13 protein-coding genes are annotated in these 26,316 nt (G+C 38.5%); 7 read left to right on the forward strand and 6 right to left on the reverse strand.

Going from position 1 to position 26,316, the window contains the following annotated elements; translation table 11 throughout:
- Window positions 1-277: 277 nt before the first annotated feature.
- Together QNJ50_RS10775 and gcvP are read right to left on the reverse strand one after the other, a co-directional pair.
- Entirely contained in the window at window positions 278-877 is a 600-nt protein-coding gene (locus QNJ50_RS10775; RefSeq protein ID WP_300635121.1) for a hypothetical protein, read from the reverse strand.
- A gap of 392 nt (window positions 878-1,269) precedes the next feature.
- Entirely contained in the window at window positions 1,270-4,203 is a 2,934-nt protein-coding gene (gene gcvP / locus QNJ50_RS10780) for an aminomethyl-transferring glycine dehydrogenase (protein ID WP_300635123.1), read from the reverse strand.
- A 329-nt stretch (window positions 4,204-4,532) separates the two neighbouring features.
- On the opposite strand from gcvP, the gene gcvT reads away from it, so the two are divergent.
- The 3 genes from gcvT (at window position 4,533) to QNJ50_RS10795 (ending at window position 8,414) form a co-directional block, all read left to right on the forward strand.
- Window positions 4,533-5,714: a glycine cleavage system aminomethyltransferase GcvT gene (gene gcvT, locus QNJ50_RS10785; RefSeq protein ID WP_300635147.1), complete on the forward strand. Its 1,182-nt coding sequence runs from the start codon at window positions 4,533-4,535 to the stop codon at window positions 5,712-5,714.
- Window positions 5,715-6,071: 357 nt separating this feature from the next.
- Window positions 6,072-6,461, forward strand: a complete 390-nt coding sequence (gene gcvH, locus QNJ50_RS10790) for a glycine cleavage system protein GcvH (RefSeq protein WP_300635126.1) — start codon at window positions 6,072-6,074, stop codon at window positions 6,459-6,461.
- 666 nt (window positions 6,462-7,127) lie between these two features.
- Window positions 7,128-8,414, forward strand: coding sequence for a YbjN domain-containing protein (locus QNJ50_RS10795; protein WP_300635128.1), 1,287 nt, complete (start codon window positions 7,128-7,130; stop codon window positions 8,412-8,414).
- Window positions 8,415-8,629: 215 nt separating this feature from the next.
- On the opposite strand, the gene QNJ50_RS10800 is transcribed toward QNJ50_RS10795, so the two are convergent.
- Window positions 8,630-8,851, reverse strand: a complete 222-nt coding sequence (locus QNJ50_RS10800; protein ID WP_300635130.1) for a hypothetical protein — start codon at window positions 8,849-8,851, stop codon at window positions 8,630-8,632.
- Window positions 8,852-9,122: 271 nt separating this feature from the next.
- On the opposite strand from QNJ50_RS10800, the gene QNJ50_RS10805 reads away from it, so the two are divergent.
- Window positions 9,123-9,356 (forward strand): hypothetical protein, encoded by a 234-nt coding sequence (locus QNJ50_RS10805; RefSeq protein ID WP_300635132.1) that lies wholly within the window; start codon window positions 9,123-9,125, stop codon window positions 9,354-9,356.
- Here QNJ50_RS10805 and QNJ50_RS10810 read toward each other — a convergent pair.
- Window positions 9,345-12,365, reverse strand: a complete 3,021-nt coding sequence (locus QNJ50_RS10810; RefSeq protein WP_300635134.1) for an SMC family ATPase — start codon at window positions 12,363-12,365, stop codon at window positions 9,345-9,347. The genes QNJ50_RS10805 and QNJ50_RS10810 overlap by 12 nt on opposite strands.
- A 955-nt stretch (window positions 12,366-13,320) precedes the next feature.
- Between QNJ50_RS10810 and trmFO the strand changes: the two genes are divergently transcribed.
- Together trmFO and QNJ50_RS10820 are read left to right on the forward strand one after the other, a co-directional pair.
- On the forward strand, window positions 13,321-14,691 hold the full coding sequence (gene trmFO / locus QNJ50_RS10815) for an FADH(2)-oxidizing methylenetetrahydrofolate--tRNA-(uracil(54)-C(5))-methyltransferase TrmFO (RefSeq protein ID WP_300635136.1): 1,371 nt from the start codon (window positions 13,321-13,323) through the stop codon (window positions 14,689-14,691).
- A 787-nt stretch (window positions 14,692-15,478) separates the two neighbouring features.
- On the forward strand, window positions 15,479-16,981 hold the full coding sequence (locus QNJ50_RS10820) for a hypothetical protein (protein WP_300635138.1): 1,503 nt from the start codon (window positions 15,479-15,481) through the stop codon (window positions 16,979-16,981).
- Between the two features lie 32 nt (window positions 16,982-17,013).
- Here QNJ50_RS10820 and QNJ50_RS10825 read toward each other — a convergent pair whose 3' ends face one another.
- Both QNJ50_RS10825 and QNJ50_RS10830 read right to left on the reverse strand, forming a co-directional pair.
- Window positions 17,014-17,406 carry a type II toxin-antitoxin system VapC family toxin gene (locus QNJ50_RS10825; protein ID WP_300635140.1) on the reverse strand — a complete coding sequence of 131 codons (393 nt, stop codon included), beginning with the start codon at window positions 17,404-17,406 and terminating at the stop codon, window positions 17,014-17,016.
- A complete protein-coding gene (locus QNJ50_RS10830) occupies window positions 17,403-17,648 on the reverse strand; it encodes a type II toxin-antitoxin system prevent-host-death family antitoxin (protein WP_300635142.1) in 246 nt (81 codons plus the stop codon). The genes QNJ50_RS10825 and QNJ50_RS10830 overlap by 4 nt, the downstream gene beginning before the upstream one ends.
- Before the next feature lie 1,003 nt (window positions 17,649-18,651).
- Between QNJ50_RS10830 and QNJ50_RS10835 the strand changes: the two genes are divergently transcribed.
- A complete protein-coding gene (locus QNJ50_RS10835; RefSeq protein WP_300635144.1) occupies window positions 18,652-26,259 on the forward strand; it encodes an esterase-like activity of phytase family protein in 7,608 nt (2,535 codons plus the stop codon).
- The last annotated feature ends 57 nt before the right edge of the window (window positions 26,260-26,316 follow it).

Consider the following 26,316-nt stretch of genomic DNA (forward strand, 5'->3'; position numbering starts at 1 on the left):
ACTCGACAGTATTCAGTCTTTTTTCGGGAATTCCAATCAATAAAAAATAAATCTTCAATAATGATAATAATTCTTTTGAAGAGAGGGAATTGATGCACCCTTCCCTCTCCTAGTCTTTTGTAGTAATTTTAGATGACTAAGGGCTGTGTTTATTATCCTGCATAAATCTTAGGGCTTATGGCAAGATAAAATTTCTATCTCTAAAAGTTTCTATCTCTAAAAGAGCCGCACCCTTAAAATTTCTAATTACCCATTACCCATTACCCATTACCAATCATCATGCTTTTTTAGGCACAAAAACCACAACAGTTGCAATCAAAGCAGAAAATATTAAATGACTGACAATTAAAGGTAAATAATGATTGCTACCACTGATTTCATAATGAATCCAAAAGTGTAGTAAATCAAATGGTTCAACAGTGTCTTTTAAGGCTCTGTAGTGATGAGATGCTAGTCCTAATGGTAATGATATAAATAAAAGAAAAGACCCACCAAATAAATTTGCTAATAACCACCACTTAGCTTTTTTATAACTCTTTCTCAGAATCCACCATTGGGCAACTCCTGCGAATGGAATACTAATGGGTAACGTTAATAGTCCATTAACGAAAATTGCTCCTAATATTTTATGACTAACTGGTACGTTATGGATGTAAAGAACAAATAATAAACCACCAATTGCGCCGCTCAAAGTACTGACGGCTAACCAATTTTTAAAACGAGAATCTTTGAAAGCAAATTTCTGAAAACTAGCGAGTAAAGCACCGCCAAATGCTGCTCCTAAGACAATTCCAACAAAAGAAGCAAACCAATGAAACGAAAAAGATTTGAGGGGGATAAAAAAGAAGAGTAATGCAATTAGAGTACTTGCTACCATACTTATTAATAAAATAATAGTATGACCTATAAGCACCGATAACCAAGACAAAATCAATTTTGTCGATTTTAATAACATATTTTTTCATTCACAACAACAAAACAACACAAACGAAAAATGACCCCATAAAAATGTCAGTAAAAACTGTTGGTTGTTAGTTGAAGAATCCCATTTTAAGGATTTTAGTTTATTTCAAAATTGGTAATTGGTAACTGGTAATTGGTAATTAGTAATTTCTAATTAGTAATGGGTAATTGTTAATATCGATAATCTAAATATCAAATCAACAATTACCCATTAAAAACTATTCGTCCAAAAAACTATCAGTCCGAAGAAAATATAAATCCATGTACTTTATACACAGTTCATACTGTTGACCGATATAATATCACTTATTGTGAATATGCTTCCATTGGCAAACAAGAACAAACAAAGTTGCGATCGCCAAATGCTGCATCAATCCGACTTACGCTAGGCCAAAATTTGTTATCTTTTGTCCAAGGTGCGGGATAAGCTGCTTGTTCGCGGGAATATGGATGATTCCACTCACCAATAATTAAACTTTCGGCAGTATGTGGTGCGTTTTTCAAGACGTTATTTTCAGTATCCACCTTACCTGCTTCAATTTCGGCAACTTCTTGGCGAATTGCAATCATGGCGTCGCAAAATCGATCTATTTCTTGTTTAGATTCGCTTTCAGTTGGTTCTACCATAATGGTACCGGCTACTGGCCAAGATACTGTAGGCGCATGGAAACCATAATCCATTAACCGTTTGGCTATATCGTCGATTTCTATTCCGGCTGATTTTTTCAGCGATCGCAAATCTAAAATGCATTCATGGGCGACTAACCCATTTTTGCCTTTGTATAACACGGGATAATGCTCTTGGAGTTTTTTAGCTATATAATTTGCATTGAGGATTGCAACCTTTGTCGCTTGGGTTAAGCCAGTTCCACCCATCATTGCAATATACATCCAAGAAATAACTAAAATGCTCGCACTACCCCAAGGTGCAGCAGAAACAGCACCCATTCCTTGCTCTCCACCCATTTCTACAACTGGATGTCCGGGAAGAAACGGAACCAAATGGGAAGCAACACCAATGGGACCCATTCCGGGACCACCACCACCGTGGGGAATACAAAAAGTTTTGTGGAGGTTGAGGTGACAAACATCTGCACCAATATTTCCGGGAGAACATAACCCAACTTGGGCGTTCATGTTCGCCCCATCCATGTATACCTGTCCCCCATGTTCGTGGACAATGGCACAGATTTCTTTGATTTTTTCCTCAAATACGCCGTGGGTAGAAGGATAGGTAATCATTAAAGCCGCTAGTTCTTGGCTATATTTTTCGGCTTTAGTCTTTAGGTCTGTGACATCAATATTACCTTCAGAATCACATGCGATCGCAACCACTTTCATCCCACACATAACAGCACTTGCAGGGTTTGTTCCATGTGCAGATGTGGGGATCAAACAAATTTTACGATGGGATTCGCCACGACTTTCATGGTATTGGCGAATGGCGAGCAAACCACTATACTCACCTTGAGCGCCAGAATTAGGTTGTAACGAGATTCCAGCAAAACCTGTGATTTCTGCTAACCATTCCTCCAGCTGTGTAAACAGAACTTGGTAACCCCGAGTTTGAGTTTGTGGTGCAAATGGATGAATATTACCAAATTCAGCCCAGGTGACAGGTATCATTTCTGCCGTCGCGTTTAATTTCATCGTACATGAGCCCAAGGGGATCATTGATGTTGTTAGTGACAAGTCTTTAGTTTCAAGCTTGTGCAGGTAGCGTAATAATTCAGTTTCTGAATGGTAGCTATTGAATACTGGATGGGTAAGAAATGGAGTATTGCGAGTTAAATTATGGGGAATAACTGACTTTAAGTTTTGAATTGAAGAATCAGTAAGTAATTCTTCAGAAGAGAAGGATTCGCAGTCGCTCTTGAGGGCAAATATTTCCCATAAGTCAATTAAATCTCGATTTGTTGTGGTTTCGTCTAAGGAAATGCCCACAGTATTATTATTAAATACCCGTAAGTTGACTTCACGAGCTTGGGAAGCTTCCAGAATGCTTTCTAAGGAGATTTTTCCTAAATCAACTTTTAAAGTATCGAAGAAATATTCGTTAACGATTTTATAACCGAGTTTTTGCAATCCTGCTGCTAAAATTTTGGTTTTTTGGTGGATATTTTCAGCAATTTGCTTTATACCTTTAGAACCATGATAAACAGCATACATGCTTGCCATTACAGCTAGTAATACTTGAGCGGTACAAATATTACTGGTAGCTTTCTCTCGGCGAATGTGTTGCTCGCGGGTTTGCAATGCTAAACGTAATGCAGTTTTGCCATTAACGTCTTTGGAAACACCAACAATTCTTCCCGGAACTTGGCGCTTATACTTCTCTTTGGTCGCAAAATAAGCAGCATGGGGTCCGCCATAACCAAGGGGAATTCCAAATCTCTGGGTACTACCGACAACGATATCAGCTCCAAATTCTCCTGGTGGTTTGAGTAAGGTTAAGCTGAGAAGATCGGCTGCGACAGTCACTAAAGCTTTTTGCTCATGTGCTTGCTCGATAAATTGAGCATAATCACAAACACTACCATCACTGGCAGGATACTGTAGGAGAGCACCAAAAATCGGTTGGGAAAAATCAAATTCTCTGTGGTCACCAATGATGATTTTAATACCTAAAGGTCTGGCCCGTGTCTGTAACACGGCGACCGTTTGGGGATGACAATCTTGGGAAACAAAGTAGGTATCAGATTTATTTTTACATACTCCGTAGCTCATGCTCATGGCTTCGGCTGCTGCTGTAGCTTCATCAAGTAAGGAAGCATTAGCAATTTCTAAACCTGTTAAATCGATGGTCATGGTTTGGAAATTTAACAGCGCTTCCAATCTTCCTTGAGCGATTTCGGGCTGATAGGGAGTATATGCAGTATACCAACCGGGATTTTCTAAAATATTACGTTGAATGACTGGTGGGGTAATACAATTGTAGTAACCCATACCAATAAAAGAGCGAAAAACTTGGTTTTTACCTGCAAGTTCTTTTAATTGAGCCAGTGCAGCATATTCACTTTGAGCTGCTGGTAATTTTAAAGAATGATGTTGTCTAATTGAAGGTGGTACTGTTTGCTCAATCAGGTCATTGAGGCTAGAAAGTCCCAGTACCTGTAACATTTTTTGGATCTCTTCAGGGGAAGGTCCAATATGTCTTGTGACAAAATTATCTGAGTTCTGGCTTCTGTCGTTTGGTATTTCTTGACTACCCGGCTTGGGGCGAGGCGCATTAATGACCACTAATTACTCTCCAGATACTACTACTTAATATTCACTCTAATTGTTTACATAAGTTCATTGTAAATTATTTACTTTTTCTGATTGTTTATATAGATTTCTAAATCATTACAGTATCGGAGCAAAAAGCCCACGGCTTCCAGTCGTGGGATGAATGGGTGCAGGTTACTAGATTTGGATTAAAGCAAGTCTGATCTGATATGAATTAGCCTTCACTGTACCTCTTGTATAGCTAAAACAAATGTATTGTCGTGCACCTAACACGACCTACAGCTGATATATATAAAGATGTTGACTTGAAAATGCAACGAAATCATCTGTGGCTAATCAAAATGAATGATGCATCTTTAAAGAGAACCCCTTTATTTGAGCCAATACAAGGACTTAAAGCGCGGTTCACGGGTTTTGGTGGTTGGGAAATGCCGGTACAATTTAGCGGGATTACCAAAGAACATGAAGCTGTGAGAAACTCTGCAGGGATGTTTGACATTTCCCATATGGGTAAATTTACGCTTCAGGGTAAAAATCTCATATCTCAACTCCAACGGTTAGTACCTTCAGATTTGAGTCGCTTGCAAGCCGGACAAGCTCAATATAGCGTTTTGTTAAACCCCCAAGCTGGGATTATTGATGACATAATTTTTTATTATCAAGGGAAAGATTCCTCGGAAGTAGAACGGGGAATAATAATTGTTAATGCAGCCACAACAGATAAAGATAAAACTTGGCTATTAGAAAATCTCAACATCACAGAAATTCAAGCCAATAAAATCGATCCTCAAAAAATTGACGCTCAAAAAATTGACACTCAAAAAATTGAATTTCAGGATTTATCGCCAGATAAAGTTTTACTCGCAATTCAAGGTCCAAAAGCCACCAGTATTATCCAAAAGTTCGTCTCCGCAGATTTAACACCTGTCAAAGCTTTTGGTCATTTGGAAACGGAAGTACTTGGTAAACCAGGATTTTTAGCCCGTACTGGTTATACCGGTGAAGATGGATTTGAAGTCATGGTAGACCCAGATTTAGGGATGGAACTGTGGCAAAAATTACTTCATGCAGGTGTTGCACCTTGCGGGTTGGGTGCTAGAGATACCCTAAGACTGGAAGCAGCTATGGCGCTTTACGGACAAGATATTGACGATCTAACCACACCTCTAGAAGCTGGTTTGGGTTGGTTAGTTCACCTCGATACCAAAGGTGATTTTATTGGGAGGTCAGTTTTAGAACAACAAAAAGCTAATGAAGTAGAGCGTAAAATTGTAGGTTTGCAAATGCAAGGACGTAACATTGCTCGTCATGATTATCCTGTACTATCCGCAGGTGAAGTCATTGGTAAGGTGACAAGTGGTACATTATCGCCAACTTTGGGATATCCTGTTGCTCTTGCTTATGTCAGCGCTAATTTAGCCAAGGTAGGACAAAACTTAGGAGTACAAATTCGCAACAAAACTTATCCTGCTACTGTAGTTAAGCGCCCCTTTTATCGTTCACAAAGTCGCGTATCGAAATGATTTGAAACCTACGCAGGTCGATAAAAAATATACTTACTTTTATGCATTAAAGATTACTCTTCCTCTTTTTTCCCTTTTCTCTGTTACCTATCACTAAAACTGTTAATTTTTGCTTTTACTGGGTAAGTAATATGGTAATTTGACTCTGATTTTAAGTAATAATTTGTGTTGGGTTAATTACAAACTCAACCGAATATAGCGTCTTGCAAACAAGTGAAGTATGAACCAAAGGCAAAAAAATGTATCAAGGGTATTCTACCCCTAGTCCTTGTTTCATAACTTCTCAACTGCTATAAGTCGAACAAAAGATCAAATTTAAACATTATTTTCTGAGTGCGTTTGAGGAATTAAATTTATATGGCTTTTGAATATCCAGACAATTTGAAGTATTTAGATTCCCATGAATATGTCAGACTAGAAGGAGAGATTGCCACCATTGGGATTTCTGAATTCGCAGTGGATCAATTGGGTGACATCGTATTTATTGAGTTACCAGAAGTTGGGGATGCTGTAGATAAGGGAGAAAATTTTGGTTCAATTGAATCAGTAAAAGCTGTAGAAGATTTAAAATCTCCCGTCAACGGGACAGTCATCGAACGCAATGATGAAATGATTGAAGCTCCCGAACAAATTGCTGATGACCCTTATGGTGAAGGTTGGTTGTTAAAGGTAAGGGTAAACGAGTCAGAAGATCTTGATGATGTAATGAGCGCACAGGAGTATCAAGCTTTGGTAGAAGGAGAATAATATTATTTAAAATTCATATTATTTGCCAATAAAATATTTTATTTGCCAATAAACTCTGTAGAGACGCAATATATGTCGTAAATATGTCAGGTTTAATTACCTAAGATATTCCTACGACAGAGGCGTCTCTATACGATTAATATAATGCCAGTAAAATTTATTAAAATAAGTAAAAAATGTTTTTTATCGCCAACAGAAATTTTTAAATTATTTATTCTAAATTATTTATATTGGAAGAATCAATTATAAGTTTTTTTTAGGAGATGTTTCGCTGGTATTCGAGTTGAACCAATCTAATCCAACGCTAAATTGAGACCTTAAAGTAAATAGTTGCTTGCAACTGTGAGATGTCCAAGCTAGAGTAAGCATCTATTTCAATCCATTCGTATTTAATAAGAAGTTGAAAAATTTTAATTGCAAAATATTAAATCATGATTTCAGCAAATCAAAGACTGCAACTTTGTTAGATAATCATGCAACGCTAATTATTCCCCTAAATTTCTTCTACTCCTTCCGAAAGTAACCACTTTATAAGTAAGCAGGAACTGCACGAATAAATTATCTCGAATATTGCGATACTCGAACATTGCGATAAATTTACTTCATAGAATCTGAATCGAGATTTTGATAGAGTATTAGCTTTAAAGCTTTATAATCTATCAAAAAATGAATCTTCTTATTGAAAATTTCTCTTTAGAAAAAGAATTAATTTTAGATCGGGAATCGGACTCTCCTTTCAAAATTCGGACGACTTCCCTATCTCTAAGCAAACAAGAGAACCAAATCATCGAGTGTCATCTTACCTTCTGGGTAACTCTGCAGTTCTACGATCGCATTGATCGAGAAAATTTATTTAACCTTAAGCCAGAAATTCGCAGTCCTTTTTCTGCAGGGGAATTTCAAGACTCAGAATTTCAAGATTCAGAATCTCAAGACTCAACAGATATTCAAATTACAGCAACTCTCGAACCTGCCTTAATTCCTAAATTAGCAGAAAATGGCACGGATGCAGAACAGGTTGCATTATATATCGAACGCCTCAACCAACAAGAACCCAAACATCCGATTCTATCTAGTTACAGTTGGTATGCCTTAGAATTTAAGCAACAAAAAGAAGGTGGTGAAACAGGATATCATACTCTGTGGACTTATCTTAAACCCTTCGAAGTTGCCAAGCAAGGTATTAACAGCAAAGATATTGACAGCAAAACCATCAATGAAGCAATGCTTAATTTTGCTGCATCGTGGGGGGATATTCCCCAAGTAAATGTTCAAACAGATGGTCAAACAGATGATCAAAGTATAGATCCCAATAATTCTGAAGATTCGGTAGATGTCATCTCTCAAGTGACTGAAGAAATGATTCATACTTTTGAAGAGTTAACCAATAATCTTTCAGAAATGACTGAAGAAATGGTTTCTGAAAGTATTAAGGAAATAAATGATGCTTTTGAAGAAGTGACTGACAGCATTTCAGAAGTATCTCGAAATATCAACTCCTCTGAAACTATTTTTCAAGCAATTATTAACTTTTTTGTAGAGGATAATTGGCAATTTAGCTATCTTAAAGCAGAACCAATCATTAGGGTGAATTTCCAAGGTAAAAATGGTCAATGGGACTGTTATGTGAAGGTAATAGAAGAAAAACAACAGTTTGCATTTTATTCAATTTGTCCCATCCGAACTCGTCTAAACAAACGCTTACCGGTAACAGAATTCATTACCCGCGCCAATTATGGGATGATTATAGGAAACTTTGAATTCGATTTTACATCGGGAGAAATTCGCTATAAAACCAGCATAGATGTTGAAGGTGACAACCTTAGTTTTGCATTAATTAAAAAAATTGTTTACACCAATGTCATGATGATGGATGAATACTTACCAAGTCTTATAGCAGTTATTGAAGGAAAAGCAGGGGTAAGGGAAGCACTTGCACGAATTGAAGTTTAAGATTTTTTAGCTTAGGTTTTTGTATTCGTTGTTCGTGCAACCATCTATAGCGTAATACGGTTACTGTTAAGTGTTTTCGTAGGTTGAGTTAAGGGACAGCGCAACCTAAGAAAACCCGATGATTGTTGAGTTATATCCTACGGATACGTTTTGCTAACCTGCGTCAACCCAACCTACTTCTCATTACCAATTACCAATTACCAATTACCAATTACTCATTCCCCATCACTTCCTTCCAAACGCAAAAAATGCACTCTTCCCGATGCATCTCCCGCCACAATTGTTACTCCATCTGGTGCAAAACCACAGGTTGTCATACGACTTTCACCAGTAAAAGTATGGAGAACTTCCCCTGTTTCTAAGTCCCATTGCTTGAGAGTTTTGTCACCCAAAGCAGAAATCGCCCGTTTTCCATCTGCTGCGTTAGCTTTGTGCATTCCCATAGGGGATATCGCTACTGCATTAACCCAGTCATATCAAATCCGTTAGCATCGGAATTATATATTTTATATGAACAAAGGTTCAGAGTTTTTTCAATCACCTTTTAAATCATTCCAAAGTAAACGGAAAGAATATCACCTATTTATCTCTATTTATTATAAAGAACTCTATCTAAATCTATTTCAACTCTATTTTTTGGCAATTTATTCTCAATTTGGCAAATTATAAATTGATAGTCACAGAGACAACCTTACTAAGGAGTGACTAATGAATCCCCAATTGATGCTCCTAATTGCCATTCAATATCCAGAGTTTTATATTCTAAACCAAGAGCATTCAAAGCTAACTAAATTAGGAAAAAATAGAGAACTGCGTAAAATTATTAAACCAATTTTGAGTCTTATTGTTCTCCTAATTCTGCCAGAAGAAGCAGACTTGATTTTTGCTTTGGTTAAACTATGTCTTAAGATACTGCAACTTGTGAAACAATTAAACCGATAACCGAATCTGCGAACCCTGCTGAGTCTTATTCACCTCAATTCTCGCCTGAAATGCTTCCTTAAGATGAGGCATGTGAGTAACTGTCAAAATACAAGCAAAATCAGGCGCGATCGCATTAATTGCAGCAATTAACCTGTCACAACCTTCAGCATCTTGGGTACCAAATCCTTCATCTACTATTAGTAATTGCAATGCAGCACCCGCTCTTTGAGCTAAGAGTTTCGCAAGAGCAAGCCTAATTGCAAAGTTAATTCTGAAAGCTTCACCACCGGAATAAGTTTCATAGGAACGGGTTCCTTTTGCATCAGCAATTAAAATATCCAGGGTATCGATTAACTTAGTATTCTTTTTACTTCTGCGCTTTGTAGATTTTTGCGTGACAAATTGTACGTGCAGTTGATTAGCACTTAACCTTGCTAAAAGATTATTTGTCTGAGCTTCTAACTGAGGTAAAACATTTTCAATCATCAAGGTTTGGATACCATTTTTACCAAAAGCCTGGGCTAATTCCTGATGTATGCGGTGTTGTTGGCGACAATTTTGTAATTGTTCTTGTTGCTGTTCTGACTGTACTTGCAGAGCTTGTAGTTGATGAGCGAGTTGTTCTAAACGTCCTAACTGTGAGAGGTATTCATCTAGTTGACGACGCCTTGATGCAATTTTTTGTTCTAAAGCCTGAATTTGGGATGCAGGATTTGCTGTTTGCTCCAATTGTTTAACAATATCAGTAATTTGAGTTGCTAAACGCTGTTTTTCTCCCAATCTTGCTTGTAAAGCAGCTTTTAATTCTTGTGCTCTAGCCTGCAATTGAGGATATTGTTGCTGTGCAGATTGTAATTGTTGGTAGCTTAATTGCCAAGCTTGACCTTGTTTTAGAGTCCCACGCAGTTGACTGTGAGTTTCTCTGTTATAGCCAATTTCTTTAATGCGAGCATCGAGTGCAGCAATTTCCCTTGCACATTCCGAATCAATTTGTTCCTGTTTAATTGCTGTTTCTAGCTGAGCAATTTGCGCCTCAAGTTGTGGTTTGCGTTGCGCAATCTGATTTTGACGTTTATTTGCTTCTTTGATTTGACTTAATTTAATTTCAGCCCAACGCCATCTTTCCACTTCGCTGCGAGCAAGAACGTGGTCTTGTTCGTTGTAATTTAGTTCTTGCAGATGTTGTTCTAATTGAATTAGTTGGTTTTGGGTATCGGGAGCATATTGACCGAGTTGCAATGCTCTTTCCAATTTTTCTTGTTCTGCAAATAATTCTGTTAATTGCTGTTGAGCATCTGCAGAAGATTCTAACTGTGCAGCTAATTGTCCCCTGTGTTCCCGCAGTCGATCATAGCAAGATAATCTTTGGGAAACTTCCCGATATTCCTGACGCAAAACCTGAATTTCTCGGTCAGAAACCGCCATTTGTTCCCGAAATACCCACAATTGTCCTTCAGTATCCTGATATTCTAGCTTGGTTTTATCTACTACTCGATTCCAGTGATGTTCGTCTAAAGGACGTTCGCACAAAGGACATTTAGCATCAGGATTTTGCAACATCAGCAATTTTTGCTCAAGTTCGCCCAGCAATCTTTCATATTCCCGTTGTTGGGCTTGTAAGCGTTCTATAAAATGGCGGCGTTCCTGTCCTTTTTCCTGTACTCTTTGCAGATAAACCCGGGTTTTTTCCATTTCTTCAATTTGAGTTGCAACATCCACCACCGCTTGCTGTAATTGTCCTTGGCGTTGGGAATGGTGTTGCAATTGATGTTGGGTTGTTTGTAGTTGCTCAATTTTTGCAACGATTCCAGCGTGTACCCGGTCTAACTGGCTTTGTAAGGTCGCCTTTTGTTGCAGTAGGGGAGAAACCTGCAATTGTAAATCATCTAAATATTTGAGGCGATTGCGAGCCGCATTCAATTGTTCTAATGCAACTTCAACTTCATTGGATTTACTCAAAGTTTGTTGAATATCTCGCTCTTGTTGAATTAAAGCTTCTAACTGTGCTTGTCCCTGTTGAATTTGTCGTTCTAAAGCTTGGACTTGCTTCACTAACTGCTGTTGTTTTTGTTGCTGTATTTGTCCCGCACGAGTGTATTCTTCAAATTTTGCACTCATGGCTTCTTCTTGGGATTGCAGGTTTTGATATTCGTTATATCCTGCTTCAATTTCAGCTTGGCGATTTAATATTGTTTCTAGTTGGGATAATTGAGCATCAATTGATGATTCCTCTTGATGTAAGCGATCGCAATCCTGGGTCAAATTTTGCAACTGTTGGCGAACAAAATTTAACTGCTCTTCCCAATTTTGTCTTTGATGCTGAACTACTTGCAAACTTTGTAGTTCCACATTATCTAATGCTTGCTGTTGCTGAAACTGATTAATTTGTACTTCTAATTCTCGCCGTTGATTCTCAGTTTCCGAACGTTGTTGTAATTGAGTTTTAATTGACTCTAAAGAACGTTTTAATTCCTCTCCCCGAACTTTAAATTGGCGGGAAAGTTCTTTTGCTCTATCTTCTAATTCATCGTATTGGTTAAGCTTCAGTAACTCAGCTAAAATTTCCTTACGTTCCGAAGGGCGTTTGAGCATAAATTCATCGGCTCGTCCTTGACGCAAATAAGCCGAATTAATGAAAGTATCGTAATCTAACTTAATATACTCTACAATCAACTCCTGGGTTGCTCTTAAACCCTTAGCTGTAATTGCTCGCAAACCCTTGGGAGTTTCGATTTGAAATTCCAGTGCACTAGTAGAACCTCGATTGCGGGTGCGAATAACTCGATAAATTTGCTGGTTAGTTTCAAAGGTAAAATCAACCCGAACTTCTTTCGCTCCAGTTTGAATGACATCATCTTCTGAAGCTGCTCTACTCTCGCCCCAAATTACCCAGGTAATAGCTTCGAGCAGAGACGATTTTCCAGCACCATTAGAACCACATATGCAAGCTGTATGCAACCCGCGAAAATCCAAAGTTGCATCACGATAACTCAAAAAGTTTTTCAGAGAAAGCTGTATTGGAATCATCTAGGCTTCTAGGCCACACCTTAATTTTATTAGAACTTAGAAATTAAATTATATTTGCTTGTTATTGTTAGTTTAACTAGACAAAAATTATGTTTCTAGTCTTTAACTGACTAATTTTACAAATGTTAACAATATTTTAAATGTTTTTTTTTCGATTGAGCTATTTTTTATTCTCATAATCAGAGAATAAACAAACTATTGTGATGATTCTATTGGTTTATGAGTGGCAATAGGATATTGTTTAAACTTCCTAAAAAAAATGGGGATCTGAGAAAGAAGAGGATTAGGGGGGGATATTTGGATAATTTTCCACAAACCCACACTCCAGAATCAATTTTTTCATCTTTATGTACCAACAGCCTATTAAGCGTTAAATTAGGCGATTTATCTACTCTTGAAGCGATTAATTTAGTTAAGGGACAATATTTTTATTTCCTCGATTTTTTCTTGTTTGTTCATTTATGGGATTGAGTTGTTATAGGTATTACATTACAAAATGCCAGTCATTGATTTTTGGCTTTATGTTTTACCTTCACGACTTGCGGAATAATGTCTATTTACCGATGCTAATTATCAATACTCAAAAATCTGACTTTTCAAATCCTCGAACTCTCGAATATTTACAAATCAAGATTTACAAGTTCAGTTATACATATTTATTTTGCTCTGCAAATCTACACATTTATTTTGCTCTGCAAAAATGAACTAAACTCGATAAAGTATAAGTCTGTGAAAAATTTAATCTAAATGGAAGGTAGTTATAAAAATCCCATCATGTCGTCTATGGGCAAATAGTTTGGCTGATGTATAATTATTTTCTTATGTATGAATATATGTATGGATAAATTTCCCCATAGATAAAAACCATAGATAAAAAACTAAACTCCAGAACTCTTATTTAAGAATTGGAATATTAGAAACCGGAATATTAAGAACTAAAACTAAGAACTAAAACATGGACAAGCAAACAGTTACAGTAATTGGTGGGGGACTTGCAGGAACTGAAGCAGCATGGCAAATTGCTCAAGCTGGAATACCAGTAATTTTCTATGAAATGCGTCCCAATCGCTTCAGTGGAGCACATCATAGCGAATATCTTGCAGAATTAGTATGCAGCAATTCCTTCGGAGCCATGGCTAGCGATCGCGCCGCAGGTTTATTACATGAAGAGTTACGTCAACTTGGTTCGATTGTCATTGCTAAAGCTGACGAGCATCAGGTTCCAGCAGGTGGAGCCTTGGCTGTAGATCGGGGTGTATTTAGCCAAGATTTAACTTCGACTTTGGCTAATCATCCTTTAATTGATCTCCGTCGTGAGGAATTACGCTCTATCCCTGATGGAATTGTTGTTTTAGCTACTGGTCCCTTAACTAGTCCCGACCTAGCTGCAGACTTGCACCGTTTTACGGGAATGGAATATCTCAGTTTCTTTGATGCAGCAAGTCCAATTATTGTTGGGGAATCAATTAATCATGATATTGCTTTTATGGCATCCCGTTATGATAAAGGTGAAGCAGCATATTTAAACTGCCCCATGAATAAGGAGCAGTACCTGAAATTTTGGCAAGAATTACGTACCGCCGAGCAAGTAGAATTAAAAGACTTCGAGCGGGAAAACGCCAAGTTTTTTGAAGCTTGTCTACCTATTGAAGAACAGGCGCTGCGGGGTGAAGATACAATGCGCTATGGACCTTTAAAACCCGTAGGTTTAACACCTCCCTCTCCTACTGGCTGGGGTTCTAGCGAAAATCCTCCTATCCCTACAAGTGATGGTGAAGTCAAAAAAGAACGTCCCTATGCTGTAGTGCAGCTGCGACAGGAAGACAAAGCCGGAAAACTGTGGAATATGGTAGGATTTCAAACTAACTTGCGTTGGGGTGAACAAAAACGCGTCTTCCGAATGATTCCTGGCTTGGAAAATGCCGAATTTGTCCGTTTGGGGGTAATGCATCGTAACACGTTTATTAATGCACCCCAACTAATGCTGACAACACTCCAATTTAAACAACGTCCCACGTTACTAGCTGCAGGACAGTTAATTGGTACAGAAGGTTATACCGCAGCATCTGCAGGTGGTTGGTTAGCAGGTACCAATGCTGCAAGAATTGCTTTAGGTAAAGAAGCTTTGAGCCTTCCCAACACAACCATGATGGGAGCATTATTTGAATTTATCAGTTCAGCTTCTCCCAAACATTTCCAACCAATGCCACCAAACTTTGGTATCATTCCAGACTTAGGTAAAAAAATCAAAAACAAACGAGAACGTTATGGGAAATATCGCGATCGCTCCTTAGCGGAGTTAGCAGCTTGGAAGTTGACAGTTTAATTTTTTTGCATAAGTAAGTAGGGAGTAGGGTGCGTTAGGCGCAAGAGCAGGTAATTATTCGTGCAAAATATGAAAAAGCGCCATAACGCACCTTTTTGAGGATTTATTTACTACGTTTTATTATTTACTTGGGTATTCTTATCATTAATTTTATATAAATTTCATTTGAGATTTATTTTGAAGCCCTATATTTCTGCTAAAAATAGCTAATAGTATTATTTTTATTTTTATAGAAACTGCACAAATAAAGAAAATAGCGTAAATATAGCGGTTTTCGGTTGAGTGTAGTACACCTCGTAGAGACGTAAAATTTTACGTCTCTACATTTGGGAATTAGAAAATGTATTTGATTCAAATGAAAACCGCTATATTTTCTTTATTTTGTTACTTTAGGATCCAGTAACTTATCGGAACAATTGTAATCTTGACGGTAATTATTGCCTGCAAAAATTTAGTTTTTTGTCAAGTATTGCATTAGTTATAAAATTTATTTTTTATTTCTGTTCCCTATTGTCTGTTCCGTAAAACTCAAAAGGCTAGAAACTCACATAATTGAGAAAAATCATAATGTGAGAGCCAATTCTAGTTGCGGAATACTCTGCAAACCGACAAAGGAAGTGTAGGGGGCTACTTTCCTCATAATCCTTACCGCAACAGTATTAATTTACTGTTCAAGTAAGCTTTACTTATCTCTGCTCAAATAAAATTCCACAGTCCAATTTCCTGATGAATCGTTTTCTTGATTCATTATTAATTAATTTTTTAAGCTCTAGATGAGGAGATTTTCATGACATCCTTAAACTTAAGTAAAGTCGATTTTTCCAATAAGGCTGATAAAGTCTACTCAAATAGAGGAATTTTCAACCCCTGGTATTCTCATGTCAGTACATTGAAGGGTGCAGATGAAATTATTGGTAATAAATATATAGATAGTGATTTTGGTCTAGGAGTTTTTGCTGGGGTCGGAACCAGAAACATCGGCGCGGTCGCTTCTGCAGAGCTTAGCCGTAAAGCAAGTATTTATGCTAATGGAATTGATAATCAAGGGAGTATTTCTACAAATAAAGGACGGGACATTGTCAGAGGTAATGCAACTGCAAAAATTGCAGCAACCATACAAACAGTCTCTCAAGCTATTGCTTATGCGGATTTTTTAGATGCAAATGCAATAGCTAAAACCTTTGCATCTATTGATATAAATGCGGTTGCTAATGGTATTAATAATTCCGGCGAAATTCGCACTGGTAGGGGTAGTGACACCCTTGATGGAACAATTACAGGTTCTGTCGCAGCAGTTGCTACAGCGAGTGCAGACGCTAGAGCTATCGTTCAAGCTATTGCTCAAGCCCCTATGTCTGATAGTCTTACAGCTTTTGCTGGAGCAATAGCCAAAAGTTTAGCCAACGCAACCATCACTGCAACAGGTATTAGAAATGTTGGCGGTCAAATTATCACTGCAAAGGGTGCAGATGTTATAAGTGCTATTGCAACTTCTGATTCTGCAACTTATACAAATACTTCTACTTATAGTATTACTAATGCAGCGACCCCAGAAACCAAAGCTTTAGCCGAAGCTGTTGCTGAAGCTAGCGCTACTGCTCAAGATAAGGCGATCGCAATTGATAATACTCAAGGATATATTAATCTTGGAATGGGAAACGATGGGATTAAAGTAACTGCTGAGGCTGTTACCGAGGCGATCGCCATCGACAATACTAGAGGCTATATTACTCTTGGTAAAGGACGCGACGCTATAAAAGCGAATGCTACTGCTTTGAGAGAGGCGATCGCAGTTGATAATAATCAAGGGTATATTAGCTTTGGTAAAGGACGCGATACTATCGAAGTCATTGCTGATGCTTCAGAACAAGCGATCGCGATTGATAATCATCGAGGAAGGATAGAAACAGGTAAAGGGTCTGATATTGTTAAAGCTTATGCAACCGGAAGTGATTCCTACGGTATTTTTGGTGGAACCATTAACATGGGAGATGGTAGAGATGAATTAACTGCTTCCAGCTTTGGTGGTGGTGTCAAGATTAAAATGGGTAACGGTAAAGATTTTATTGAAGGTTTTGGTGAAGCTAAAGTCAATGGTGGTAGAGGTTTTGATACACTCAGCCTTGGTTCCTATGAAATCGATGATTTTAATATCAGTTTAGGTGCGAATAATAATAAGGTCATTTTTGAGTTAGATGACACTATTATGACTGCAACTAAATTTGAGCAATTTAATTTTGATAATGGAAGTTTAAGTTTGAGCTATGACGATTTAGTTGCTAGTTTATAAGAGAGTTTGAGGTCTTAATTTTTAAGGAGTACCTACCAAATAACGTCTGAGTAAAAATTTCTGATTTCTCGATCTGCTGTGATAATTGGAGCTTGATTACTTTTTGCTAAAGCTACAACCACTCGATCAGCTGGATCTCGATGTTCCCATTCTAATTTGACGCTATCTAACCACATATCTTCATTAACGGGAACAATACTGACAACACTGGATTTTTTCAGGGAAGTGACGTAATCGTTAAGATCGACTCCCAAATCTAGTTTTTTATTTTTGATTTTGATGGCGATTTCCCAGATACTAATGGATGGAACTAGACCATTTTCTTCTTTTTCCATCCGATTACATACACGTAAAGCAGTTTGAGAAAGTTTATCCGGATCCAAACTCCACCAAATTAAAGCACAGGTATCAAGAACTATTTTCACAGTTCGCCCCATTCTTCTGTTGTGGGAGTTGTTAAATCTTCGAAGTACTTTACTTTTCCACGCATTTGTCCAAATAACTGTTCTGTTGACGGTGAATTTCCATATTTAGAAATCTTCACCACTGGTCTTCCCCGATCAGTTACTATAATTTCTTCTCCTTCTGACTCTACAAGACGCAAGAATTCTAATAGTTTGCTTTTAAGTTTGCTTTTGGAGATACTTTTCATTCTAACTATGGTCATGACTATGGTCATATATTAAAGATATCACACATCCCAAAACATTGTTTGGGATGGGAATTTGGTTTGATTTTGTGCCCTCTGGGCATAAAAAATTGAATATTTGTAGGGTGTATTAGCGACAGCGTAACGCACCGAAGTTCTTATCAATTAATCTTAGGGCGGTGCGGCGTGGCGATAAAAGTAACCTCAATAAAAACATTTTTCTTGCACGCTTAACATATTATACGTATTTTTTAAGCGCAAAGCGTGGGCTTATGTCAATAAAAATCAAATATGATTCCCATAGCAATTAGTATTAAATAAATCACATCAAAAAATATTTAATTATCTTGAAATATAAAAGCTTCAACATAAACATCTGATAAATTTTAGTTCCAAAATTTAAATAAAATACATCATAAAATTTACCAAAATAGTTTGTTCTCAATGCCTTAATATTACAAATATATGCAACTTAAAATATTGTTTCAGTTTGTATTTATTTTTGTGAAAGGTCTGATATATAAAAATAATTAAACTAAACTTAACTAAAAAATATTTGTTTGTTAACCATGATTTTTTAGTATTTTAATGAAAGACTAAAAATATAAACAGCCAAAAATTAAATTTATAAAGCTTATAAAAATCAAAATTATCTATTAATATATTTTAATTACCAAGAAATTGATTATGATTTTTTGGTAATTTTAGGCATTATTTAGATTAATTTGAAGATTGTCAACAGTTAATTTAAAAGCCTGTTTATATGCACTTTCATTAGTTATTAGTTAGTTTGAGTTGGAGTTTTTGTTTAACTACAAAATATAAATATGATGGCAAAATATTTTAATCTCTAAATATCTGAAAAATGGTATTAAGAAGAAAGCAATAAAGCTATGAAAATCTACATAAAAACTATTTTAGCTACTAAAAAATATATATTGAAATTCTATTTCATCAATATGGGTAGCTCAGATATTTTTGCATCTTTATGAGATAACTATTAACTAGGAGAGCATTTTTAGTGGCTACTGTATTTATTAATGAGTTTCACTACGATAACTCTGGTACTGATAGTAATGAATTTATTGAGGTTGCTGGTCCTGCTGATATTGACCTCAGGGGTTGGTCAATCGTTCTCTACAATGGAAATAACGGAGCACCCTATCGCACTATTAGTTTAAGTGGGACAATTCCCGACCTAGATAATGGTTTTGGTACGATTGCTGTCGATCTACCTACCAATGGGATTCAAAATGGCTCTCCTGATGGTATTGCTTTGGTAGATAATGGCAATAGTTTAATCCAATTTCTCAGCTACGAAGGAAGTTTTACTGCTGTTGGTGGTCCCGCAGATGGAATAACTAGTACTGATATTGGAGTTTCTCAGTCGGGTGCGACTCCTGTAAATAGTTCTTTACAATTACAAGGTACGGGTAAAGAAGATTCGGATTTTAATTGGGTTGCGGTTGATGGTAGCAATACCAAGGGAAGTATCAACACATCACAGACTTTTTCTGATTCTGTCGGAAGTTCGATTACTAAAATCTACGAAATTCAAGGTGAAGGTCACACTTCGCCATTTTTAAGTCAGTCTGTAACTACTACTGGTATCGTTACTGCAGTAGATAGTAATGGTTTTTATCTCCAAGACCCTACAGGGGATGATAACAATGGAACCTCTGACGCTATTTTTGTTTTCACTGGTTCTGCTCCTGGAGTTAAGGTTGGTGATGATGTAGAGGTTAGCGGGACGGTTAGCGAATTTACTCCTGGTAGTGCTAGTAGTGGTAATCTCTCCACGACTCAAATTAGTGGAAGTCCTAGTATTACTGTAAAGTCGAGCGGAAATACTCTTCCCGCAGCAACCATAATTGGGAGTGGTGGTAGGGTACCTCCCAACAAAAATATTGATGATGATGCTTTTGCAAGTTTTGACCCGGATACCGATGGGATAGATTTCTTCGAGTCCTTGGAGGGAATGCGGGTAACTGCAAAAGATGCAGTAGCGATCGCACCGACAAATCGTTTTGGTGAGATTTTTACTGTTGTAGATAATGGTGAAAATGCAACAGGAATTAGTGATTCCTTTCAGGATAGCTCCGCTTTACGCGGTACCCTGAATATTAGTCCTGATGACTTTAACCCTGAAAAAGTCCAAATCGATGCTGATTCTGATATCCTTCCCGGTTTTGAGTTTCCCGAGGTAAATACAGGTGCAAAATTAGGGGATGTGACAGGGGTTGTTTCCTATGGTTTTGGAAATTTTGAGATTAATCCTACTGAAGCTTTTAGCGTTACTCCTTCCGAACTTCAACCAGATGTTACTAGCTTGAAGGGTGATACAGATAAACTTACGGTAGCTAGTTACAATGTTCTCAATTTAGATTCTAACGATGGAGATGGAGATACGGATGTTGCTAACGGTCGGTTTGATGCGATCGCTAAGCAAATCATTAATAATTTGAATTCTCCGGATATTATTGGTTTGCAGGAAGTCCAGGATAATAATGGTTCGGATGATGCAGGGATAACAGCTGCTGATGAAACTTTACAAAAGTTAGTTGATGCGATTGCTGCAAATGGTGGTCCCCAATATAGCTTTATTGATAATACTTTTATCGGTAATGATACTAGTGGAGGTCAACCTGTTGGTAATATTCGTACGGCGTTTCTATATAATAGCGACCGGGTTAGTTTAAATGAAGGTTCAGTTGAATCGATTCAAAATGCTGACCAACAAACTAATCCTGAAAATCCCTTTTTTGATAGCCGTTTACCATTAGTTGCTAAATTTACCTTTAATGGTGAGGAAGTTACTGTAGTTAATAATCACTTTTCCTCCAAGGGTGGTAGCAGTCCCATTTTAGGTGTGGAGCAACCCTTTGAAGCACGTCAAGAAGATGTAACTGTTAATGGTAGTTTGGATGAGCGTCAAGACCAAGCTCAAGCGGTTAAGGGTTATGTGGATGATATTTTAGCTGCAGATTCTGAGGCTAAAGTAGTTGTATTGGGTGACTTAAACGAATTTGAGTTTGTCTCTCCGGTAGAAACTTTGGCGCAGAGTTTGACCAATTTAACGGAAACTCTACCAGAGGATGAACGTTACAGTTTTATTTTCCAAGGTAATTCACAATCTTTGGATCATATTTTAGTTAGTAATAACTTAGCGGATACAGCAAAGTTTGATGTGGTACATGTCAACTCTGAGTTTGCTGAAACCGATGCAAGAGCAAGCGACCACGATCCATTAGTTGCGAGTTTATCAATTCATAAAAAGAACTCAAATATGGATTCTCAGCAAATCGAACTTAGTAAAATTAGTACGTTTACTAGTGAAGATGGTGCAGAAATTGTCGCTCACGATCCAACGACTCAGCGCTTATTTATTACCACTGGTGACACCATTGAAATCATTGATATTAGCGACCCCACAAATCCTACTAAGGTAAGGGATATTGATATCACTGCGATCGGTGGTGGTGCTAATAGCGTTGCAGTTAAGAATGGTATCGTTGCTGTAGCTGTTGAAGCTGAGACTAAGCAAGATAAGGGTAAAGTTGCTTTCTACAATACCGAGGGTGAATTTCAGGGTTCTGTAACCGTGGGTGCGCTTCCCGATATGCTGACTTTTACCCCCGATGGAAACAAAATAATTGTAGCCAATGAAGGGGAACCCAATGATGACTATACTGTGGATCCGGAAGGTTCCATTAGTATTGTTGATATTTCCAATGGTGTTGCTAGTGCAACTGTAAAAACAGCTTCTTTCAATGGTTTTGACGACCAAAAGCAAGCTTTAATTAATAAGGGAGTACGGATATTTGGTCCCGATGCAACTGTTTCTGAAGATTTAGAACCAGAATACATTGCAGTTTCTCCCGATGGTGCGACAGCAATTGTCACCCTACAGGAAAATAATGCTGTTACAGTTGTAGATATTGAAACTGCGATTGTACAAGATGTTTTAGCATTGGGTGTTAAAGACTACAGCAAAGGTCAACCAACGGTAACTAACTATGAAGTTCAAGGTTTGGGAGCGATCGCTAATGGTGATGGTGTACCTCTCAAAACTCCTTCCGGTCAAACTATTGATTTGGGGGGTCTGTCTGGTTTGTACTATGCGGGTCAGGATGGTGACAAAATTAAGTTTGTAACTGTTCCCGATCGCGGTCCTAACCCTGATATATTTACAGAAGATAAAAACGGTGATGGTACGGCTGATACTGTTCGTCCCTTAGCTTTACCCGATTATCAAGCCCGAATTGTTGAAATAGAACTGGATACATCAACAGGGGTTGCTAGCGTTACCAATGAGATTTTTCTCACCCGCAATGATAATGGTGTAAGTAAACCCATCACAGGTGCTCCCAACTTTGTTTTTGATACTGAAGGAAACCAAGTTGATGAATTCCCTGTAGATGCTGCTGGTAATCCGGTAGAGTTAGATCCCTTTGGTGGGGATATGGAAGGTATTGTTATCGATCCAGATGGGAATTACTGGACGGTTGACGAATATCGTCCTGCAATTTACCAGTTTGATAGCGATGGGGTGCTTTTAAATCGTTTTATTCCCGAAGGTACAGCAGCATCAGCAGGTCAATCGGAGGGTACCTATGGAACGGAAACATTACCTGAAGAATATGCAAATCGTCGTCGCAATCGCGGTTTTGAAGCCGTAGCTCTGGATACCGATGAGGGAATTCTCTACTCATTTATCCAAACTCCTTTAGCAAATCCAGACCGGGATGCTTCCGATAATTCCGATGTGATTCGCATTTTGGGGATTAATCCTGCAACTGGCGAACCTGTTTCCGAATACGTTTATTTACTGGAAGATCCAGCAGTACGTTCTGGGGGACGAGTTGATAAAATTGGCGATGCGACTTATGTTGGTGACGGTAAATTCCAAGTTATCGAACGGGATTCAGCTGTTGGTGCAAATGCGAAGAAGTTTATCTTTGAAATTGACCTTAAAGGTGCAACCAACGTTCTCGATACCACTTCCCTGTTACCTGGAAAAACTCTAGAACAGCATACAGCAGATGAACTAGTCACCCAAGGTATTAACCCCGTTCATAAAACTAAAATTACAAACTTACCTTCCATTGGTTATGATGCCGGTGATAAGCCCGAAGGTTTAGCATTATTACCGGATGGTCGCTTAGCTGTAATTAACGATAATGACTTTGGACTGTTAGATGAAACCATTCCCCAAGATGGTTCGGGAAAAGTTGTACTCAATCCCAATCCTACCAAAACAATATTGGGATTAATTGAATTCCCGGAAGGTAATAAACTGGATGCTAGTAATGAAGATGGTGGGATAAACCTCCAGAATCACCCAGTTTTTGGATTGTATCAGCCCGATGCGATCGATAGTTTTGTTGCTGATGGTAGGACCTATTACATCACTGCAAATGAAGGTGATGCTCGTATCCGTCCCGATGGCGATATTGAAGATAGTCAAGGTAATGTTTTAATCGAAGAAGGTGACATCTTTAATGAAGAACAACGGATAGGTAAAGCAACTTTAGATCCTGATGTCTTCCCCAATGCTGAAGAACTACAAAAAGATGAAAACCTCGGTCGCTTAAAAATTACTAACACCTTGGGTGACTTGGACGGCGATGGCGATTTCGATCAATTATTTAGTTATGGTGGTCGTTCCTTCTCCGTTTGGGATGAATTTGGTAACTTGGTATTTGATAGCGGTGACCAAATAGCGAAAATTACTGCGGAACAAACCCCAGAACTCTTCAATGCTAATGATGGAGATCCAGCCGAATTCGATCAACGTTCCGACGATAAGGGTGCTGAACCCGAATCCGTAACCGTTGGTAAGATTAACGGTAAACCTTATGGTTTCATTGGGTTAGAACGTGCTGGAGGTGGAGTACTAGTTTATGACCTCAGCAATCCCACCGCACCTGAATTTGTTCAATATATTCGCACCGAAGGTGACATTGCTCCTGAAGGGTTAAAGTTTATTCCTGCTTCCGAAAGTCCTAATGGTAATCCGGTGTTGGTGGTTGCAAATGAAGAAAGCAAAACCACTACCCTTTATGATATTGAAGTTAATGATACTCAAGCTTCTAACTACACCCTGCAACTTCTCCATGCTGCAGATCAAGAAGCAGGAATTCCCGCACTTGAGGACGCACCTAACTTTTCAGCAGTTCTCAACGCTTTGAAAAACGAAGATGCAAACCAAGATGGAAATCCAGATTATGAAAATACCCTGCTCCTATCTTCCGGTGATGCTTATATTCCCGGTATTTTCCTAGATGCGAGTGCTGACCCTGAATTAGCTCCTTTATTGGGTAAAGAAGGTAGAGGTCGCTCCGACATCATTATTCAAAACGAACTGGGATTTGAAGCAATAGCTTTAGGGAACCACGAATTCGATTTAGGTACTGAGTTTGTAGCTTCCGTAGTTGCTCCCGATGGTGAATATCCCGGTGCAAATTTCCCCTATCTCAGTTCCAACTTAGACTTTAGTAACGATGAAAACCTCAAAGATTTAGTTACTGAAGACGGACAAGAAGCTAGTACTATTCCCAGTAAACTGGCTAAAAGTGCGATCGTTACAATTAACGGGGAAAAAATCGGGGTTGTCGGTGCAACGACGCCAAATTTAGCTAATATCTCCTCCACCGGTGATGTAGTAATTTCCCCCGAGAATCCCGATGATATTGCAGCTTTAGCAGCTGAAATTCAAACATCAGTTGATGCATTACTTGCAGATAATCCAGACCTTAATAAAGTAGTCTTGGTATCTCACATGCAGCAAATAGCTATCGAGGAAAAATTGGCTGGTTTGCTCAGAAATGTCGATATTATTATGGCTGGTGGGTCTAATACCCTGTTAGCGGATGAAACCGATCGCTTGCGGGATGGAGATGAAAATGAAGGTGTTTATCCCATTCTAAAAACCGATGCTGATGGTAAACCAGTTGCGCTAATCAATACCGATGGAAACTATAAGTATGTTGGTCGCTTGGTTGTGGACTTCGACAGTGACGGTAATATTATTCCTGAAAGTATTGACCCCAATGTTAGCGGTGCTTACGCGACAGACGCAGCAGGTGTTGCAGCAGTAAATGGTAATCCCGACCCAGAAATCGTCGAAATTACCAACGCTTTACGGGATGTCATCACCGACTTAGAAAGTAACTTCTTTGGAATCACCGATACATTTCTCAACGGTACCAGAGGTGACGTGCGCACCCAGGAAACCAACCTCGGTAACTTAACTGCTGATGCAAATCTCGCGATCGCCAAACAAACCGACCCCGAAGTAGTAATTTCCATTAAAAACGGCGGTGGAATTCGCGATAACATCGGTAGAGTATTTACACCTCCCGGTGCAACTGAATCTGAATTCTTACCACCAGCAGCAAACGAATTAGCCGGTAAACCAGAAGGTGGAATTTCTCAAGTTGACATCCAAAATGCTCTGAGATTCAACAACGGTCTGACTCTAGTAACCGTAACCGCTCAAGAATTACTTGATATTATCGAGCATGGAGTATCAGCAAGTGAAGATGGTGCGACACCCGGACGTTTTCCTCAAGTAAGCGGTTTACAATTCAGCTTTGACGATGACTCACCAGTTGGTGATAGGGTAGAATCCCTCGCAATTGTGGATGAAAATGGCGAAGTTACAGATGTCATAGCTCGGGATGGAGAACTACAAGGTGATGCTAATCGTACCTTCCGGGTTGTAACCTTAAATTTCCTTGCTGAGGGTGGTGATGGTTATTCCTTCCCTGACCGCGATGTGGTGCAGTTAACCCAAGCAGAAGATGCTCCTCGTAGCGGTGAAGCAACCTTTGCACCCGATGGTTCCGAACAAGATGCTTTAGCTGAATTCTTAGAAGCAAACTTCTCCCAAGAAAACCCTTTTACTACAGAAGATGTTGCACCTGCGGAAGATACCCGGATTCAAAACCTTGATTTCCGTCAAGATACCGTATTAGATGGAGCAACTAATGGAGGTAATGGAAACGGTGGAGAACCTCAAAACCCATCAGGTGGTACCAAAGATGCAGACCTATTTGTCATTGGAGACAACTTAAAGAGCAGTGGTAACATCCTATTTGCTGGTGCTGGCGATGATGAAATCGATCTAACCGGTGGAAGCAGAAATCGCGTTAATGCTGGTCGTGGTGACGATCTGATTTTTGTCGGTCGCGAAGATCGGGTATTTGGTGGTCCTGGTAATGACGAATTCGATGCTACCGATGGTATGGGTGGTAATCGGATGTCTGGTGGAAAAGGTAACGATATCTTCTTCTTAGGTAAATCCGATCGCGCTCTTGGTGGTCGAGGGAATGATCAACTCTACATCCAATCCGGCGGTGACAACATTATTTCTGGTGGTAAAGGTGCGGATCAATTCTGGATTTTCAATGCAGAAACTCCCGAATCTCCTAACACCATCCTTGATTTTGAAGTTGGTACCGATGTCATTGGTACTTTAGGTATTGATGCAGGAGCTTTAACACTTAATGAAATCAATGGTAACACCGAGGTTCTTTTAGGCGAGCAAACATTAGCAACCTTAAATGGTGTCACAGGTTTGGATCTAAATGACAACAATCAGTTTGTTTTTGTAGATTTTGGTTAATTCTGAATAATTTTGATTGGTGTTTGAGACGATCCATTGGGTCGTCTCGTTTCTTTT

The organism is Mastigocoleus sp. MO_188.B34, from assembly GCF_030065675.1.
In the GTDB taxonomy this organism is placed as follows: Bacteria; Cyanobacteriota; Cyanobacteriia; order Cyanobacteriales; family Nostocaceae; genus Mastigocoleus.

Coding starts and splice junctions, on each gene's coding strand:
- QNJ50_RS10775 (WP_300635121.1), bottom strand. CDS start 877: ATGGTAGCAAGTACTCTAATTGCATTACTCTTCTTTTTTATCCCCCTC.
- gcvT (WP_300635147.1), top strand. CDS start 4,533: ATGAATGATGCATCTTTAAAGAGAACCCCTTTATTTGAGCCAATACAA.
- gcvH (WP_300635126.1), top strand. CDS start 6,072: ATGGCTTTTGAATATCCAGACAATTTGAAGTATTTAGATTCCCATGAA.
- QNJ50_RS10795 (WP_300635128.1), top strand. CDS start 7,128: ATGAATCTTCTTATTGAAAATTTCTCTTTAGAAAAAGAATTAATTTTA.
- QNJ50_RS10800 (WP_300635130.1), bottom strand. CDS start 8,851: ATGCACAAAGCTAACGCAGCAGATGGAAAACGGGCGATTTCTGCTTTG.
- QNJ50_RS10805 (WP_300635132.1), top strand. CDS start 9,123: ATGAATCCCCAATTGATGCTCCTAATTGCCATTCAATATCCAGAGTTT.
- QNJ50_RS10810 (WP_300635134.1), bottom strand. CDS start 12,365: ATGATTCCAATACAGCTTTCTCTGAAAAACTTTTTGAGTTATCGTGAT.
- trmFO (WP_300635136.1), top strand. CDS start 13,321: ATGGACAAGCAAACAGTTACAGTAATTGGTGGGGGACTTGCAGGAACT.
- QNJ50_RS10820 (WP_300635138.1), top strand. CDS start 15,479: ATGACATCCTTAAACTTAAGTAAAGTCGATTTTTCCAATAAGGCTGAT.
- QNJ50_RS10830 (WP_300635142.1), bottom strand. CDS start 17,648: ATGACCATAGTTAGAATGAAAAGTATCTCCAAAAGCAAACTTAAAAGC.